14 protein-coding genes and 1 pseudogene are annotated in these 17,507 nt (G+C 67.7%); 11 read left to right on the top strand and 4 right to left on the bottom strand.

Translation table 11 applies throughout. From position 1 onward, the window contains the following. Positions 1-76 precede the first annotated feature (76 nt). Together GV007_RS00075 and GV007_RS00070 are read right to left on the bottom strand one after the other, a co-directional pair. Complete coding sequence (locus tag GV007_RS00075; RefSeq protein ID WP_104240897.1) at positions 77-985, bottom strand: glutamate ABC transporter substrate-binding protein; 909 nt, start codon at positions 983-985, stop codon at positions 77-79. Positions 986-1,052: 67 nt separating this feature from the next. Further along, positions 1,053-1,802 carry an amino acid ABC transporter ATP-binding protein gene (locus tag GV007_RS00070; protein ID WP_104240898.1) on the bottom strand — a complete coding sequence of 250 codons (750 nt, stop codon included), beginning with the start codon at positions 1,800-1,802 and terminating at the stop codon, positions 1,053-1,055. Positions 1,803-2,076: 274 nt separating this feature from the next. Here GV007_RS00070 and pheS point away from each other — a divergent pair, with 274 nt between their 5' ends. After that, complete coding sequence (gene pheS, locus GV007_RS00065) at positions 2,077-3,123, top strand: phenylalanine--tRNA ligase subunit alpha (protein WP_236558217.1); 1,047 nt, start codon at positions 2,077-2,079, stop codon at positions 3,121-3,123. Positions 3,124-3,166: 43 nt separating this feature from the next. Beyond that, positions 3,167-5,734: a phenylalanine--tRNA ligase subunit beta gene (gene pheT / locus GV007_RS00060; protein WP_160070481.1), complete on the top strand. Its 2,568-nt coding sequence runs from the start codon at positions 3,167-3,169 to the stop codon at positions 5,732-5,734. A gap of 99 nt (positions 5,735-5,833) precedes the next feature. Here pheT and sufU read toward each other — a convergent pair whose 3' ends face one another. Both sufU and GV007_RS00050 read right to left on the bottom strand, forming a co-directional pair. Beyond that, positions 5,834-6,289: a Fe-S cluster assembly sulfur transfer protein SufU gene (gene sufU / locus GV007_RS00055; RefSeq protein ID WP_104306374.1), complete on the bottom strand. Its 456-nt coding sequence runs from the start codon at positions 6,287-6,289 to the stop codon at positions 5,834-5,836. Then, complete coding sequence (locus GV007_RS00050) at positions 6,286-7,557, bottom strand: SufS family cysteine desulfurase (RefSeq protein WP_160071506.1); 1,272 nt, start codon at positions 7,555-7,557, stop codon at positions 6,286-6,288. Before GV007_RS00050 ends, sufU begins: the two co-directional genes overlap by 4 nt. Positions 7,558-7,802: 245 nt before the next feature. Here GV007_RS00050 and argC point away from each other — a divergent pair, with 245 nt between their 5' ends. The 9 genes and pseudogenes from argC to GV007_RS00005 form a co-directional block, all read left to right on the top strand. Further along, complete coding sequence (gene argC / locus GV007_RS00045) at positions 7,803-8,852, top strand: N-acetyl-gamma-glutamyl-phosphate reductase (RefSeq protein WP_160070480.1); 1,050 nt, start codon at positions 7,803-7,805, stop codon at positions 8,850-8,852. Continuing rightward, positions 8,849-10,012: a bifunctional glutamate N-acetyltransferase/amino-acid acetyltransferase ArgJ gene (argJ, locus tag GV007_RS00040; protein ID WP_160070479.1), complete on the top strand. Its 1,164-nt coding sequence runs from the start codon at positions 8,849-8,851 to the stop codon at positions 10,010-10,012. Before argC ends, argJ begins: the two co-directional genes overlap by 4 nt. 87 nt (positions 10,013-10,099) lie before the next feature. Next, the gene (gene argB, locus GV007_RS00035; RefSeq protein ID WP_160070478.1) at positions 10,100-10,990 is read left to right on the top strand and encodes an acetylglutamate kinase; all 891 of its coding nucleotides are present in this window, start codon (positions 10,100-10,102) and stop codon (positions 10,988-10,990) included. 70 nt (positions 10,991-11,060) lie between these two features. Next, entirely contained in the window at positions 11,061-11,990 is a 930-nt protein-coding gene (argF, locus tag GV007_RS00030) for an ornithine carbamoyltransferase (RefSeq protein WP_160070477.1), read from the top strand. A gap of 55 nt (positions 11,991-12,045) precedes the next feature. Further along, positions 12,046-13,245, top strand: coding sequence for an argininosuccinate synthase (locus GV007_RS00025; protein WP_160070476.1), 1,200 nt, complete (start codon positions 12,046-12,048; stop codon positions 13,243-13,245). Between the two features lie 2 nt (positions 13,246-13,247). Continuing rightward, the gene (argH, locus tag GV007_RS00020; RefSeq protein WP_160070475.1) at positions 13,248-14,681 is read left to right on the top strand and encodes an argininosuccinate lyase; all 1,434 of its coding nucleotides are present in this window, start codon (positions 13,248-13,250) and stop codon (positions 14,679-14,681) included. A gap of 8 nt (positions 14,682-14,689) precedes the next feature. Continuing rightward, the gene (locus GV007_RS00015; protein WP_160070474.1) at positions 14,690-15,331 is read left to right on the top strand and encodes a DNA-3-methyladenine glycosylase; all 642 of its coding nucleotides are present in this window, start codon (positions 14,690-14,692) and stop codon (positions 15,329-15,331) included. Between the two features lie 28 nt (positions 15,332-15,359). Next, positions 15,360-16,664 carry a tyrosine--tRNA ligase gene (gene tyrS, locus GV007_RS00010; RefSeq protein ID WP_160070473.1) on the top strand — a complete coding sequence of 435 codons (1,305 nt, stop codon included), beginning with the start codon at positions 15,360-15,362 and terminating at the stop codon, positions 16,662-16,664. A 340-nt stretch (positions 16,665-17,004) separates the two neighbouring features. Further along, positions 17,005-17,507 (top strand): annotated as a pseudogene (locus GV007_RS00005) (F0F1 ATP synthase subunit beta); the annotation flags it as partial.

Genomic DNA, 17,507 nt, shown 5'->3' with positions numbered 1-17,507 from the left:
TGAGACAGGGCGCAAGGCGCCCTAGGTGCGAACGAGCGGCGGCGAGAGTGAGTCTCGCCGCCGCTCGCCTGTGGGATTAGTAGCGGTCGACCGCTGGCTGCGTGACCGTGGTTCCGGACGATCCGAGGTTGTAGTCGAAGATCGCCTGCCACACGTCGCCGCCCTCTTCGAGGGTGGTGTTGATGTGGTCGCGGAGGGCGTCATCGCCCTTGGCGAGTCCGATGCCGTAGAGCTCCTCGCTGAAGGGCTCGCCGACGACCTTGAGGTTGTCGGGGTCCTGGGCGGCGTAGCCGATCAGGATGGCCTCGTCAGTGGTGACCGCATCGACCTGGCCGTTGATCAGCTGGTCGACGCACTGCGAGTACGTGTCGAACTCGGTGGTCGTGACCTCCGGGTAGTTGTCCTTGATGTTCTGGATCGGAGTCGAACCCGTCGCAGAGCAGACCGTGACACCGGCGACGAGCGAGTCGACTCCGGTGATGTCGGAGTCTGCGCCGACGAGCAGGCCCTGGCCGGTCTCGAAGTACGGACCGGCGAAGTCGATCTGGTCCTTGCGCTTGTCGGTGATCGAGTACGTGCCGACGTAGTAGTCGATGTCGCCGTTGGAGATCGCCTGCTCGCGGTTGGCGGAGGCGATCGGCTTGAACTCGATGTTCTCTTCGGTGACACCGAGCGATGCGGCGATCCAGCGTGCGACGTCGACGTCGAAGCCGGTGCGCTCACCGGTGACGGCGTCGAGGTAGCCGAGGTTCGGCTGGTCTTCCTTGACACCGACGACGACCTTGTCGCCGCGTGCCTTGATGGCGTCGAACGTGGGCGATCCCTCGATCGTGACGTCCGTCGCGACCTCGAAGACGGGTGCTTCACCGGTCGTGGTGCCCTCGCCGCCGCCTGCAGCGGGCGGAGCGCCCTCGGCGCAGCCGGTCAGTACGAGCGAGGCCAGAATGCCTGCGCCGAGAATGGCGCTGAGCTTGGTCTTTCGCATTTCTTCTCCTTCTGTTGGAAGTCTGTTGCGTCTTGCGTGAGCGTCGATGCGGGGTCTGCGCCGACGATCAGTGGGTGATGAGCTTGGAGAGGAAGTCCTTGGCGCGGTCGGTCTTCGGATGCGTGAAGAAGTCCTCCGGCGACTGGTCTTCCAGGATCTGGCCGTCGGCCATGAAGACGACGCGGTCGGCCGCCTTGCGGGCGAAGCCCATCTCGTGGGTCACGACGATCATCGTCATGCCCTCCTTGGCGAGATCGACCATGACGTCCAGGACCTCGTTGATCATCTCGGGGTCGAGCGCGCTCGTGGGCTCGTCGAAGAGCATGACCTTCGGCTTCATCGCGAGGGCGCGCGCGATGGCGACACGCTGCTGCTGCCCACCGGACAGCTGCGCTGGGAACTTCGCGGCCTGGTGACCGATGCCGACTCGATCGAGAAGCGCCTTTGCCTCTTTCTCGGCGTCAGCCCTCGAGAGCTTGCGGACCTTGATGGGACCGAGAGCGACGTTCTCGAGGATGGTCTTGTGGGCGAAGAGGTTGAAGGACTGGAAGACCATCCCGACGTCGGCCCGCAGCGCGGCGAGTGCCTTCCCTTCCTTGGGAAGCACCTTCCCGTCGATGCGGATCTCTCCCGAGGTGATCGTCTCGAGTCGATTGATGGTGCGGCAGAGGGTCGACTTGCCAGAACCGGATGGTCCGATGACGACGACGACCTGACCGCGCTCGACGCTGAGGTTGATGTCCTTCAGGGCGTGGAATTCACCGTAGTGCTTCTCGACGTGGTCTACGACGACGAGGTGCTCGCTCTGATTTTGCATGGTGCGATTCCACCACAGCGTCAGACTCCGTCGTCGCCTATTTCTCGCTTTCGAAACGAGATGGTTACCTGATCGGTGCTTCTCTGGTGGGATTTCGGTGCTCATGGATACACCGAGAGCCTGGAAGATCGCCGGATTCGCGCGGATCTCTGGCATCGCGCGAGATGAACGCAGATTCTCGCTGAGTCGTCGAGGCGGCCTCTCTCACAGCGTGAGAAAGCGCGTTTCCACATGCTGGAGCCGTTGCGCACGCGGTTCGCTAAACTCGACACTTGTGTCTGACGCCTCATCGAACCCCATCACGCAGGAAGCCGTCGGCTCCGCGGTCGAAGCGGCGCTCGCCGCCATCGACGCGGCGCCCGACCTGACAGCACTCAAGCGCGTGCGCGCCGAGCATCTGGCGGAGGGTTCGGCGATCGCATCGCTGAACGCCGCGATGCGGGCCGTTCCGAAGGAGAGCAAGAAGGAAGCGGGCCAGCTCATCGGGCAGGCTCGCACCCGCGTCAACGGCGCCTTCGCCGAGCGCGAGAGCGAACTGGCAGCAGCAGAGGCCTCCGAGCGTCTCGCTGCCGAAGCCGTCGACGTCACGGTCGCACGGCCAGCACGCGCGACCGGAGCGAGGCATCCGCTCACCGTGCTGCAGGACCGCGTGAGCGACATCTTCGTCGGCATGGGCTGGGAGATCGCGGAAGGCCCGGAGCTCGAGAGCGAGTGGTTCAACTTCGACTCGCTCAACTTCGACGCGGACCACCCCGCCCGAGCCATGCAGGACACGTTCTTCGTCGAGCCGGCAGACCGCCACCTCGTGCTGCGCACGCACACGTCTCCCGTGCAGATGCGTTCGCTCGTCGAGCGGGACGTCCCCCTCTACGTGCTGGCCCCCGGCCGCACGTACCGCACCGACGAGCTGGACGCGACGCACACGCCCGTCTTCACCCAGTTCGAGGGCATCGCGATCGACAAGGGACTCACGATGGCGCACCTCCGCGGGACGCTGGAGCACTTCGCGACTTCGATGTTCGGCGAAGAGGCTCGCATCCGGCTGCGCAACAACTACTTCCCCTTCACGGAGCCGAGCGCCGAGATGGACATCTGGCATCCCGGTGCGAAGGGCGGCCCGCGCTGGATCGAGTGGGGCGGCTGCGGCATGGTGCACCCCAACGTGCTGCTCGCAGCCGGCGTCGACCCGGAGGAGTATCAGGGCTTCGCCTTCGGCATGGGCGTCGAGCGCACCCTCATGTTCCGCAACGCGCTGACCGACATGCGAGACATGGTCGAAGGCGATGTCCGCTTCAGCACCCAGTTCGGAATGGTGATCTAGCCATGCGTGCTCCCTCCGCTCCTCTCAACGAAAGTCACATCTGATGCGCGCTCCACTCTCCTGGCTCCGTGAGTACGCGGAGATCCCGGCCTCGGCCTCTCCCGCGTCGGTGCTCGACGCCTTCGTGCGCGTCGGGCTCGAAGACGAAGCCGTGCACGGCACGCAGCTGCAGGGCCCGATCGTGGTCGGCGAGGTGCTCTCGGCCGAGCCGGAGCCGCAGTCGAACGGCAAGACCATCAACTGGTGCCAGGTGCGCGTCGCGCCCGAAGGGCAGCTCGCCGCAGACGGCGGCGCGGACGTGCGTGGCATCGTCTGCGGCGCACACAACTTCGGTGTCGGCGATTCGGTTGTCGTCACGCTTCCCGGAGCAGTCCTTCCCGGAGACTTCGCGATCGCGGCGCGAAAGACCTACGGGCACGTCTCCGACGGCATGATCGCCTCCCAGTCGGAACTCGGGATGGGCGACGACCACGACGGCATCATCGTGCTCTCGCGGCTCGGCGTGAGCGCGGCCCCCGGCACCGACGCCATCGAGCTGCTCGGCCTCACCGAGCAGGCAGTCGAGGTCAATGTCACCCCCGATCGCGGGTACGCGATGTCCATCCGCGGGCTCGTCCGCGAGTACTCGAACGCGACCGGCGTGGCCTTCACCGACCCCGCTCTTCGGCCTCAGCTCGAGGCTCTCCTCGCCGAGGGCATCGCCGCGGATGCTCAGGACGTGCGCGTCGAGGTCACGATCGACGACGACGCGTCCGTGCGCGACCAGCCGATGGCCCCGGTCTTCATCGGCCTCGTGGTCGAGGGCATCGACGCGACGGCGGCGACCCCGACCTGGATGTCTCAGCGGCTCCGGCTCGCGGGGATCCGCCCGCTCGGCATCGCGATCGACATCACGAACTACGTCATGCTCGAGCTCGGGCAGCCGATCCACGGCTACGACCTCGACAAGCTTCGCGGCCCTATCCACGTGCGCCGTGCGCGCGAGGGCGAGCAGCTCACGACCCTCGACGGCAAGGAGCGCACGCTCAGCGCCGAGGACATCCTCATCACCGACGACCGCGGCCCGATCGGGCTCGCTGGCGTCATGGGTGGAGCGGAGACCGAGCTCAGCGGCGAGACGAAGAACGTCTACATCGAGGCGGCGTCGTTCTCGCCGATCTCGATTGCGCGCACCGCGCGTCGGCACAAGCTGCCGAGCGAGGCTTCGCGTCGCTTCGAGCGCCGTGTCGACCCCCGCGTCGCTCAGCCGGCAGCTGCTCGTGTCGCGGAGCTGCTCATCGAGCATGCAGGCGGCCGGGTGGTGCGCGCCGGCAGCGTGCACGAGCAGATTCCGGCCCCGGAGTCACTGACGCTGCCCGTCGATGCCGCTTCGAAGATCATGGGCGTTGACTACACGCTCGACGAGACGATCGGCGCGCTCCGTGCCGTCGGCTGCGAGGTCTGGGAAGAGGCCGAGGGGCTCCTCGGTGTGACGGTGCCGAGCTGGCGCGGGGATCTCACCGAGCCGGTCACCCTTGTTGAGGAGATCGGGCGCCTGTGCGACTTCGAGCGCATCCCGTCGCGGCTTCCCGTCGCGCCTCCGGGTCGAGGGCTCACCCGTGAGCAGCGCCTTCGCCGCGCGGCTGCCGACGTGCTGGCCGCGTCCGGGGCTGTCGAGGTGCAGAGCTACCCGTTCGTCGCCGAGACGGATACGGTCACGTTCGGTCGGGCGGATGCGGGCGAGGTGGCGGCCGTGAAGCTCGCCAACCCACTCGACCCGCGCGCCGCGTGGCTCCGCACGAGCCTGCTGCCCGGTCTGCTGACGATCGCGCACCGCAACGTCTCACGTGGTCTCACCGACCTCGCGATCTTCGAGACGGGCACCGTCTTCAAGCCAGAGTCCGGCGTCGTCTACGGCGTGGACGAGGTTCCCGCGGTCGCAGTGCGGCCGACAGCTGAGCGCATCGCGGAGCTGGAGGCTGGGCTGCCGCCGCAGCCAAGGCACGCCGCCGGCATCGTGCTCGGTCACCGCGAGCCGAAGCGCCCGGGGCACGCGCCGACCGCGGCGTCGTGGGAGGACGCACTCGAGCTCGTCGCCCAGCTCGGCCTGGCGACCGGCGCCGAGATCCAGGTGCGACAGGGCACCCACAGGGCTTTCCACCCTGGCCGTTGCGCTGAACTTTTCCTGAGCCACGGGGCTGCCGAGGTGGTTGTCGGCTACGCCGGCGAGGTGCACCCGGACATCGCTGAGGCTGCCGACCTGCCTCGAGTGGTCGCTGCGTTCGAGGTCGACCTCGACGCGGTCATCGAGCTCGCGCGGAGAGAGGTGCTGCCAGCGCCGATCTCGACGTTCCCCGCGGCTACACAGGACCTGAGCCTCGTCGTGGCTGAGGGGGTCCCGGCCGCTGAGGTCTCCGCCGCCGTCACCGAGGGTTCCGGCGCGCTGCTCGAGAAGCTGACGATCGTCGACGACTACCGGGGGACCGGGCTCGAGGACGGGCAGAAGAGCCTGACGTTCGCGCTCCGGTTCCGAGCAACGGACCGGACGCTGACGGCCTCCGAGGCGAGCGAAGCGAAGGAAGCCGGCGCGGCGTTGGCCTCCGAGCGCTTCGGCGCGACGATGCGCGCCTGAGCTCACCCTGACGCGAATCGCCCGACCCCATTGGGGTCGGGCGATTCTGCGTCCTGCGGGTCGGCTGCGCGGCGACGGCGACCCGATCCCGGACCGGGGTCAGCTCTGGCGGGCGACCGAAGCCTCCTTGAGGCTCGCCTCGAGGGCGACCCAGGCGAGCATGGCGCACTTGACCCGCATCACGAACTTGGAGACGCCCTGGAAGGCGACGGCGTCTTCGAGCAGATCCTCGTCTGGCTCGGAGCCGTCGCGAGTCCGGAGCATCAAACGGAAGGCGGCGACGAGTTCTTCGATCTGCGCCGTCGACTTGCCGACGGCGAGCTCGCTGAGCACGGACGCGGAGGCCATCGAGATGCTGCAGCCGTCGCCCTGCCACGCGAGCTCGGAGAGGCCTGTTCCGTCAGCATCCAGCTTGACCCGGACCGTGATCTCGTCGCCGCAGCTCGGGTTGCGCTCGAAGTGCTCGGCGTCGGCGTCTGGCAGTGGGCCATCGCCCGTTCGCTTCTTCGAATGCTCGAGGATGAGCTGCTGGTAGAGGCCGTCGAGCGCGCTCATGCGTCGACCCCGAACCAGGCACGGACCTGGCCGACAGCGAAGAGCAGGCGGTCGACGTCCTCTCGCGTCGTGTACAGGTAGCTGCTCGCGCGGGTCGATGCGGTGAGCCCGAGTCGGCGGTGCAGCGGCTGCGCGCAGTGGTGCCCGCCGCGGACCGCGATGCCCTTCGAGTCGAGGAACTGGGTCACGTCGTGAGAATGGACCCCCTCCACCTCGAAGCTCACGAGCCCGGCGCGTGGGGTGCCCACCTCGTCTCCGATGGTGCGGATGCCTGGGATGCCTGCGAGGCCAGCGAGGAGGAGCTGCCCCATCTCGGCCTCATGGGCGGCCACCGACTCCATGCCCACCCCTTCGAGGTAGCGGACGGCTTCGGCGAGCGCGACGACCTGCGAGACGGGTTGCGTGCCGGCTTCGAAGCGCGTCGGTGGAGCCATGAAGTCGCTGGCTTCCATCGTGACGGTGGTGATCATCGATCCGCCCGTGCGCGCAGGTGGCAGGGCATCCAGCATCTCGGCGCGGCCGTACAGCACTCCGACGCCGTTGGGTCCGAGCATCTTGTGGCCCGAGAACGCCGCGAAGTCGACGCCGAGCGCCGGGAAGCTGACCGGCAGGTGCGGCACCGACTGGCAGGCATCGAGGACCACGATGGCGCCGGCCTCGTGTGCGAGCTCGGTGAGGCGCTTCGCGTCGGCGATGAGCCCGGTCACGTTGGAGACGTGCGCGAAGGCGAAGACCTTGGTTCGCTTCGAGAGCAGAGCTGCGGCATCTTCGACGCTCCACGTGCCCCGGTCGTTCACCGGGACGTAGACGAGCGTCGCTCCCGTGTCCAGGGCGAGCTGCTGCCAGGGCACGAGGTTGGCGTGGTGCTCTGCCTCCGTGATGAGGATCTCGTCGCCCTCGCCGATGGCGAGCCGCTCCGCTCGGGGGCCGCCTCGGCCCGCGCTGGCGATCCGGATGCCGCCAGTAACCAGGTTGATCGCGTCGGTTGCGTTGAGTGTCCAGGAGATCTGCTCGGGTGCTGCGCCGACGAAGCCCGCGACGGTCTCACGCGCGTCCTCGAACGCGACGGTCGAGAGCGCGGCTAGCGTGTGCGCTCCTCGGTGCACGGCGGCGTTCTCGGTCTCGAGGAAGCGTCGCTCAGCGTCGAGGACCTGAGCCGGCCGCTGCGAGGTCGCGCCGGAATCGAGGTAGACGAGGGGGGTGCCGTTCACCTCTTGATCCAGGATGGGGAAATCCTGTCGGAGCTCGAGCACCCTGGCGTCGCTCAGGGCGTGGACGCCCTCTGGCGCCGCGCTGCTCTGGGGTGATGAAGCTGCGTCTTCGGTGTTCAGTGTCACGTCGTCCTCTCGTTGGCCTCGCACCGCAGACGCTCGAGTGTCGACGGTCTCAGCCTGTCAAGCCTACGAGTGCAACGAGCTCGCTGCCCGCCGCATTCCCGTCTGCGTCGCTCGAGGGCTGGTCTGCCCGTGCCGGCCGGACTCGCGCGGGGGTGGCACGGCCTAGGATGAACGGCATGGCTTTCTCCGTTGCAGTAGCTGGGGCGAGCGGGTACGCGGGTGGGGAACTCCTGCGCATTCTCGCCTCGCACCCCGAACTCGAGGTCCGCACCGTCACCGCGCACGCGAATGCGGGTGAGCGGCTGCTTCGCGTGCATCCTCACCTGGCGAGCTACGCGGACCTGGTCCTCGAGCCCACGACCGCCGACGTGCTGTCGGGCCACGACGTCGTGTTCCTGGCACTGCCGCACGGTGCGTCCGGTGCGATCTCCGCCGAGCTCGGCGACGACACGCTGGTCATCGACTGCGGTGCCGACCACCGTCTGGAGCGTGAGGAAGACTGGGCCGAGTACTACGGCGGCGACTTCTTCGGCACGTGGGCGTACGGGCTCCCGGAGCTCGAGCTCGCCGGCGCGTCCGACAAGCAGCGGTCGCACCTCGGCGGCGCCTCGCGGGTCGCCGTTCCCGGCTGCAATGTCACGGCGATCACGCTCGCACTCGCACCCGCCATGCACCGCGGGCTCGTGCATCCCCTCGACCTCACGGCGGTTCTCGCTGTCGGCCCTTCTGGTGCCGGCAAGAAGGCGGCCGTCTCGCTGCTCGGCTCCGAGCTCATCGGCTCGGCGAACCCCTACGCAGTGACCGGCGGCCATCGGCACAACCCCGAGGTGCGACAGAATCTCCGCCGCGCGGCCGGCGCCGAGGTCAGCCTCGCGTTCACGCCCGTGCTGGTGCCGATGGCGCGCGGCATCCTGGCGACCACGACGGCGCGCCTCGAAGCTGGCGTCGACGCGGCGCAGCTCCGCGCCGCCTACGAGGAGTCCTATGGGGCCGAGCGGTTCGTGCAGCTCCTGCCCGACGGCGAATGGCCGCGCACGGGCGACGTGACCGGCTCCAACCGGGCCTCCATCGGCATCGGAATCGACGAGCGCGCAGGCCGCTTCGTTGCGGTCGCGGCGATCGACAACCTCGGCAAGGGCACCGCGGGCGCCGCGGTGCAGTCAGCGAACATCGCCCTGGGTCTCGACGAGGCCCTCGGTCTTCCTTTGGACGGAGTGGCACCGTGAGTGTGACCGCAGCAGCAGGTTTCCGCGCGGCAGGCGCCGCGGCAGGCATCAAGTCCGAAGGGCGTCGAGATGTCGCGCTCGTCGTCAACGACGGGCCGAGCGCGGCCTGCGCGGCGGTCTTCACGAGCAACCGGTGCAAGGCGAACCCGATCCTCTGGTCCCAGGAGGCCATCAGGGGCGGCTCGATCTCGGCCATCGTCCTGAACTCGGGCGGCGCCAACTGCTACACGGGGTCCTTCGGGTTCCAGACCACGCACCAGACGGCCGAGGCCGTCGCCGCGAAGCTCGGCATCGGCGCGGGAGACGTGCTCGTCTGCTCGACCGGCCTCATCGGGGTGGGCGACCAGAGCTTCCGCGACGGCGTGCTGCGCGGGGTCGAGCTCACGGCCGATTCGCTGGCAGCGACGGTCGAGGCGGGGGATGAAGCCTCGCTGGCGATCATGACGACCGACTCGAAGCCGAAGCGCTCGGTCCGCGACGGCGACGGGTACGTCATCGGCGCGATGGCCAAGGGAGCGGGCATGCTCGCTCCGGGACTCGCGACGATGCTCGTCGTCATCACGACCGACGCCGACCTCGAGTCCGGGGCGCTGGATCGGGCACTCCGCGCTGCGACCCGGGTCACCTTCGATCGCGTCGACTCCGACGGCTGCATGTCCACCAACGACCAGGTGACCCTCATGGCCTCTGGGGCCAGCGGCGTCACCCCTGACGAGGCCGCCTTCACGGCAGTGCTCACCGAGGTCTGCGCCGACCTCGCCCGTCAGCTGCAGCAGGATGCGGAAGGCGCCAGCCACGACGTGACGATCACGACGATCGGGGCCGCGACGGAGCAGGACGCGCTCGACGCGTCCCGGGCGGTCGCTCGCTCGAATCTCTTCAAGGCCGCCATCTTCGGCAACGACCCGAACTGGGGCCGGGTCCTCGCCGCCGTCGGCACGACCGACGCCGAGTTCGACCCCCAGGCGCTCGACGTCACCATCAACGGGGTCATGGTCTGCCGGGCGGGGACACCCCACGAGTCTGCGGACCTGGTCGACCTGACGCCTCGCGACACGAGCGTGCTCATCGACCTGCACGCCGGCGTGAGCGAAGCGACCATCCTGACCAACGATCTGACGCACGACTACGTGCATGAGAACAGCGCCTACTCGTCCTGACGAGCGAGCGACTCCCGCGAGGCGGGGCAGCCGCCGAGCGTCTGCCCGACCAGCCCGACGGCTTCTGACCGGCCCGAAAGGGGCAGCATGACCACTTCTGACCTGTACGAGAAGGCGACCTCCAAGGTCGAGACCCTCATCGAGGCCCTTCCCTGGATGCAGGAGTTCGCCGGGCGGGTTCTCGTCATCAAGTTCGGTGGCAACGCCATGGTCGACGCCGAGCTCTTCGAGGCATTCGCGTCGGACATCGCCTTCCTCCGCTACGCCGGCATCAAGCCGGTCATCGTGCACGGCGGTGGACCTCACATCTCGCGGATGCTCGGCAAGCTGCGCATCGAGAGCGAGTTCAGGGACGGCTACCGCGTGACGAGCGAGGAGGCCATGGATGTCGTGCGCATGGTGCTCGGCGGGCAGGTCGCCAGGGAGCTCGTGGCCGCGATCAATGAGCGGGCCCCGATCGCCGTCGCGACGAGCGGCGAAGACGCTGGCCTGTTCCAGGCGAGGCGAAAGAAGCTCCTCATCGACGGCGAGACCGTCGACCTCGGCTTCGTCGGCGAGATCGAGACCGTCGACCCAACGGTCGTGAAAGCGGACATCGCGGCCGGTCGCATCCCCGTCATCTCCTCGATCGCGAGCGACATCGACTCGCCCCGCAAGGCGCTCAACATCAACGCAGACCGGGCTGCCTCCGCCCTCGCGCAGGCGCTCGGCGCGGCGAAGCTCATCATGCTGACCGACGTCGCGGGACTCTACGGCGACTGGCCCGACCTCGACTCGCTCATCTCGGAGATCAAGCTCGACGAGCTGCGCGCCCTGCTGCCGACGCTCTCTGCTGGCATGATCCCGAAGGTGCAGGCCTGCATCGAGGCGGTGGAGGGTGGCGTCGACCAGGCGGCCATCATCGATGGCCGTGTCCCGCATTCGATGCTGCTGGAGATCTTCACCACCGAGGGCTTCGGCACCAAGGTCTCCGCGTGAGGCACGCGCACCTGCAAGCTCAGCGCCCGATGATTCGACTTCGCCGCTCCACCCACCGAAAGGCCAAACCGTGATTCGCCACTTCCTCCGCGACGACGACCTGACTCCCGCCGAGCAGCGCGAGGTGCTCGAGCTCGCTGCAGTGCTCAAGCGCGACCGCTTCTCAGCACGTCCGCTCGAGGGCCCTCGCAGTGTGGCAGTGATCTTCGACAAGACCTCGACGCGCACGCGTGTCTCGTTCCACGTCGGCATCTCCGAGCTCGGTGGCTCGCCGCTCATCATCTCGACCGCCTCCAGCCAGCTCGGCGGCAAGGAGACGGCGTCCGACACCGCCCGAGTCCTCGAGCGCCAGGTCGCAGCCATCGTCTGGCGGACGTACGCGCAGAGCGGCCTGGAGGAGATGGCCAACGGAGCGCTCGTGCCGGTCGTGAACGCCCTGAGCGATGACTTCCACCCGTGCCAGCTGCTCGCCGACCTGCTCACCGTCAACGAGCACCTCGGCGACCCTGCCGGCCGCACCCTGGTGTTCCTCGGCGACGGTGAGAGCAACATGGGGCATTCCTACCTGCTCGCCTGCGCCACGGCGGGCATGCACGTTCGCATCGCGGCCCCCGTCGGCTTCCAGCCGCGCCCCGACGTCGTCGCCGATGCCGAGCGCATCGCCGCCGAGACGGGTGGCTCCGTCGTGGTCGGCGACGACATCGACACGCTGGTCGCGGGGGCGGACGTCGTCGTGACCGACACCTGGGTCTCGATGGGCCGCGAGGACGAGAAGCAGTCCCGCATCGACGCGCTCAGCGCCTACCGAGTCACCGAGGCCACGATGGCGAATGCCGCCTCCGGTGCGATCTTCCTGCACTGCCTGCCGGCAGACCGCGGGTACGAGGTCGACGGAGCCGTCATCGACGGCCCGCAGTCGGTCATCTGGGATGAGGCGGAGAACCGCCTCCACGCCCAGAAGGCGCTGCTCGTCTGGCTTCTCGCCAAGGCCGCGGCCTGACCCGCGCATCCACCCCGCATAGACTGAACACACGACTCAAACGCTAGGAGCATTGATGACGGAACGCGTCGTTCTCGCATACTCCGGAGGTCTCGATACCTCCGTCGGCATCGGATGGCTGAAGGATGCCACCGGCAAGGACGTGGTCGCTCTCGCGATCGACGTCGGCCAGGCCGGTGAGGACATGGAGCAGGTGCGACAGCGAGCGCTCGACTGCGGCGCTGTCGAATCGGTTGTCGTCGACGCGCGCGAGGAATTCGCGAGCGACTACATCGTCCCGGCGCTCAAGGCGAACGCCCTCTACCAGAAGCGCTACCCGCTCGTCTCCGCGCTTTCCCGCCCGCTGATCGCGAAGCACCTCGCGAAGACCGCTCGCGAGCTCGGCGCGGACTCGATCGCGCACGGCTGCACCGGCAAGGGCAACGACCAGGTCCGCTTCGAGGCTGCGGTCGCGGCCGTGGCACCTGAGCTCACCTCGATCGCACCCGTGCGCGACCTCGCGCTCACTCGCGACAAGGCCATCGTGTATGCGCAGGAGCACAACCTGCCCATCGAGCAGTCGAAGAAGAGCCCGTACTCGATCGACCAGAACGTCTGGGGTCGCGCCGTCGAGACCGGGTTCCTCGAGGACCCGTGGAACCCGCCGATCGAGGATCTCTACACGTACACGCAGGATCCTGACCTGACGCGTGAGCCCACCGAGGTCACGGTGACGTTCGAGCAGGGCGTTCCGGTGAAGATCAACGGGGAGTCGCTGACGCCCATCCAGGTCGTCGAGCTCATGAACAAGCTCGCAGGCGACCAGGGTGTCGGCCGCATCGACGTCGTCGAGGACCGCCTCGTCGGCATCAAGAGCCGTGAGATCTACGAGTCCCCGGCCGGTCTGGCCCTCATCGAGGCGCACGAGCACCTCGAGGACCTGACGATCGAGCGCGACGTCGCTCGCTTCAAGCGCGGGATCGAGGCCGAGTGGTCGAACCTGGTCTACGACGGACTCTGGTTCTCCGGTCTCAAGCGGTCGCTGGATGCGTTCATCAACCACACGCAGGAGCACGTCTCCGGCGAGGTGCGCATGACGCTGCACGGCGGTCGCGCGGTCGTCACTGGCCGTCGTTCGGAGGAGTCGCTCTACGACTACAGCCTCGCGACCTACGACACCGGCGACACGTTCGACCAGTCGCACGCCAAGGGATTCATCGAGCTGTGGAGCCTTCCGTCGAAGATCTCGGCTCGCCGCGACAAGCCGGAACTCTGAGCATGGCTGCATCCGAGGGCGCCTCGAAGTCCGGGGGAGTGACCACGCCGGGCGCTCTCTGGGGCGGTCGCTTCAGCGACGGGCCGTCCCCGGAGCTCGCGCGGCTGTCCAAGTCGACGCATTTCGACTGGCAGCTCGCGAAGTACGACATCGCTGGCTCGCGAGCGCACGCTGGTGCGCTCGCGGCAGCGGGGTACCTCGATGATGCCGAGCTCCAGGGCATGCTGGACGCGCTGACAGAGCTCGAACGTCGCGTCGTGTCCGCCGAGTTCGTGGCGGCCGACGACGACGAGGACGTGCACGGCGCCTTGGAGCGCGGCCTGATCGAGATCGCTGGTCCGGAATTGGGCGGCAAGCTGCGAGCTGGTCGCAGCCGCAACGACCAGATCGCGACGTTCGTGCGAATGTACCTTCGCGATCACAGCGCGATCATCGCGGAGCAGGTCGAGACGCTCGTCGAGGTGCTCGCCCAGCAGGCGGAGCAGAACATCCAGGTCATCATGCCGGGGCGCACGCACCTGCAGCACGCACAGCCGGTGCTGCTCTCGCATCACCTGCTCGCTCACGCGTGGCCGCTTCTGCGAGACCTGGACCGCCTGCGCGACTTCGACCGTCGCCTGGACGAGTCGCCCTATGGCGGAGGGGCCCTCGCGGGTTCCACCCTCGGTCTGGATGCGGTTCGCGTCGCCCGTGAGCTGGGCTTCGCATCCTCATCCCCGAACTCGATCGACGCCACGGCGAGTCGTGACCTGGTCGCGGAGTTCGCGTTCATCGCGGCGCAGATCGGCATCGACCTGTCGCGCTTCTCGGAGGAGATCATCCTCTGGAACACGAAGGAGTTCGGCTTCGTCACGCTGCACGACGCGTACTCGACCGGGTCAAGCATCATGCCGCAGAAGAAGAATCCCGACATCGCGGAGCTTGCGCGCGGCAAGGCGGGTCGCCTCATCGGCAACCTGGCTGGCCTCCTCGCGACGCTCAAGGCCCTCCCGCTTGCGTACAACCGGGACCTGCAGGAAGACAAGGAGCCGATCTTCGACTCCGTCGAGACTCTCGAGCTGGTGCTCCCCGCCTTCACTGGCATGGTTGCGACGCTCACCTTCCACGGTGAGCGGATGCGCGAACTCGCACCACAGGGCTTCTCGCTTGCGACGGATGTTGCCGAGTGGCTGGTGAAGCGGCAGGTCCCCTTCCGCATCGCGCACGAGGTGTCCGGTTCGATGGTGCAGGCAGCGGAGTCCAAGGGCGTCGACCTGGATGGCTTGACCGACGAGGAGATCTCGGCCGTGTCTGAGCACTTGTCGCCGGAGGTGCGCGAGGTGCTCTCGGTCGACGGGTCCGTGGCGACTCGCGATGGCCGCGGCGGCACGGCACCTGTCCGCGTCGCTGAGCAGATCGTCGAGCTCCGCGAGCGGCTGGCAAAGCTCACACCGTAGGCGTTCGCGTGGATGACGATCTCCGCGCGGCCCTTCTCGAGGGACCGCTCTCGGCAGCAGATGCGCTGCTGGGGGCGGTCCTTTCGCGTTCGACGCCGGACGGCACGGTCTCGGTGCGCCTCACCGAGGTGGAGGCGTATGCCGGTTCAGGGGATCCCGGGTCGCATGGCTTCCGGGGGCGGACGGCGAGGAACGCCACGATGTTCGGGCCAGCAGGTCACCTCTACGCGTATCGCATCTACGGGCTCCATACGTGCATCAATGTCGTGGCCGGGGAGTCCGGCACCTCATCCGCCGTGCTCCTGAGAGCCGGCGAAGTGGTCGACGGCGTCGAGTTGGCGAGAGCCCGACGCGGTGCGGGGCGCCGTTCCGGGGTTCCCGTGCGCGACCACGAGCTCGCTCGCGGCCCCGGGAACCTGGTCACGGCCCTCGGTGCGACCTTCGGCGATGACGGTGCCCGGCTCGATGGGACGCCGTTCGCGATCGTTCCGGCAGAACGCTCCAGCAGAGGGGCGGTGGTGCGCGGGCTCCGCGTCGGGGTGGGCGCTCCCGGTGGTGCTCTGCCGTTCGACTGGCGCTTCTGGATCGACGGCGAGCCGTCCGTTTCACGCTATATCGCGCACAAGTCGCTCCGCGCGGGGCGGCGTTGACGCGGCAGGCGCTTGATACGGTTGCCCGGTGACTACGCGTGATCTGACGACCCAGCAGAACGACACCACCTTCGAGCATGTCATCGACGAACTCGAGTGGCGCGGGTTCATCCACGTCTCGACCGATCTTGCCGAGCTGAAGGCGAGGATGGACGAGGGGCCGATCACGTATTACTGCGGTTTCGATCCGACCGCCCCGAGTCTCCACCTCGGGCACCTCGTGCAGCTGATCCTCCTCCGTCGACTGCAGCTCGCGGGCCACAAGCCGCTCGGCCTCGTCGGCGGGTCGACGGGCCTCATCGGCGACCCCCGTCCCACGGCCGAGCGGACGCTCAACTCGCGAGAGACCGTCGCGGAATGGGTCGAGGGGCTGCGCGGACAGATCGACGGCTACCTGTCGTTCGAGGGTGACAACGCGGCGCGCATGGTGAACAACCTCGACTGGACGGCGCCGCTCTCTGCGATCGACTTCCTTCGTGAGATCGGCAAGCACTTCCGCGTCGGCTCCATGCTCAAGAAGGATGCCGTCTCTGCGCGCCTCAACTCCGAGGCTGGCATCTCGTACACGGAGTTCAGCTACCAGATTCTGCAGGCGATCGACTTCCTGGAGCTGCACCGGAACTACGGCTGTGTGCTGCAGACGGGTGGGAGCGATCAGTGGGGGAACCTGACTTCCGGCGTCGATCTCATTCGGCGTACCGAGGGTGCGAGTGTCCATGCGCTCGGAACACCGCTCATCACGAACTCGGATGGGACGAAGTTCGGCAAGAGCGAGGGCAATGCGATCTGGATCGATGCCGACCTCACGAGCCCGTACGCCTTCTACCAGTTCTGGCTCAACACGGACGATGCAGATGTCATCGCCCGGATCAAGATCTTCACGTTCCTGACCCGCGCTGAGATCGCAGACCTCGAGAAGCTCGTGGCAGACGAGCCGTTCAAGCGTGTCGCTCAGAAGACGCTGGCCTCGAAGGTGACGTCTCTGGTGCATGGACAGGAAGCGACTGACGCGGTGATCGCTGCTTCGGCCGCGCTCTTCGGGCAGGGGGAGCTCACCGCACTCGATGGAGACACGCTTCGCTCGGCGATCCTCGAGCTCCCGAACGCGGAGGTTGCTGACGGAACACCGGTCGCTCAGGCACTCGTGGACACCGGGCTCGCAAAGAGTCTCGGCGACGCTCGTCGCGGGATCGCCCAGGGCGGCGTCTCGCTTAACAACGAGCGTGTTGCCGACGAGGGGGCGGTCGTGAGCGCATCAGCTGCGCTGGCCGGCGGCGTCGCGGTCCTGCGTCGGGGCAAGAAGACCCTCGCTGGCCTGGTTTTCCGGGCCTGACGGGGGATCGGGCGTGCATCGACACGCCCGGGATGCGCCCTGAGTTGTGCGCCGACCCCGCCCTGCGTAAAGTAATCACTCGTCAGGCCAACGGAGCGAAACGCGAGAGCGGGTCGCACGGGCCGGACGGTCCGAAAGAAAGATCAGCATCTGCCACTTGTTCTTGCAAGTTGGAGCAACATGATCTACACTCGGAACTCCTGCCTCACCGGGTAGCAAGATCGTCGGCCACTGGTTCTTCCAGTTGGTTGTGCGGAGGATGAGCTTCATGCTCACGGTCCGTGTTTCTTGTCCGGGGTTTGCAGTGCAAGCGATTGCTCCTTAGAGATGGCCGTGAGGCTTGAAGAGGGAAGCGCTCGTCACCAACACCGGTGGGCCCATCTCGGTCCCCGTCGGTGACCAGACGCTCGGCAAGGTGTTCAACACCACCGGCGACGTCATGAACCTCAAGGAGGGCGAGAAGTGGGAGGTCAAGGAGCGCCGTGGCATCCACGCCAAGGCTCCTGCCTTCGACCAGCTCGAGTCCAAGCCCGAGATGTTCCAGACCGGCATCAAGGTCATCGACCTCCTGACGCCCTACGTGCTGGGCGGCAAGATTGGCCTGTTCGGTGGTGCCGGTGTCGGCAAGACCGTGCTGATCCAGGAGATGATCGCCCGAGTCGCTCGCGACCACGGTGGTGTGTCGGTGTTCGCCGGCGTCGGCGAGCGCACGCGTGAGGGCAACGACCTCATCGCCGAGATGGAGGAGGCCGGCGTCCTCGGACAGACCGCCCTCGTCTTCGGCCAGATGGACGAGCCGCCGGGAGCGCGTCTTCGCGTCGCCCTGTCGGCCCTGACGATGGC

It is taken from the genome of Pseudoclavibacter sp. 8L (assembly GCF_902506465.1).
In the GTDB taxonomy this organism is placed as follows: Bacteria; Actinomycetota; Actinomycetes; order Actinomycetales; family Microbacteriaceae; genus Pseudoclavibacter.
This window is presented reverse-complemented; position numbering and strand designations above follow the sequence as displayed.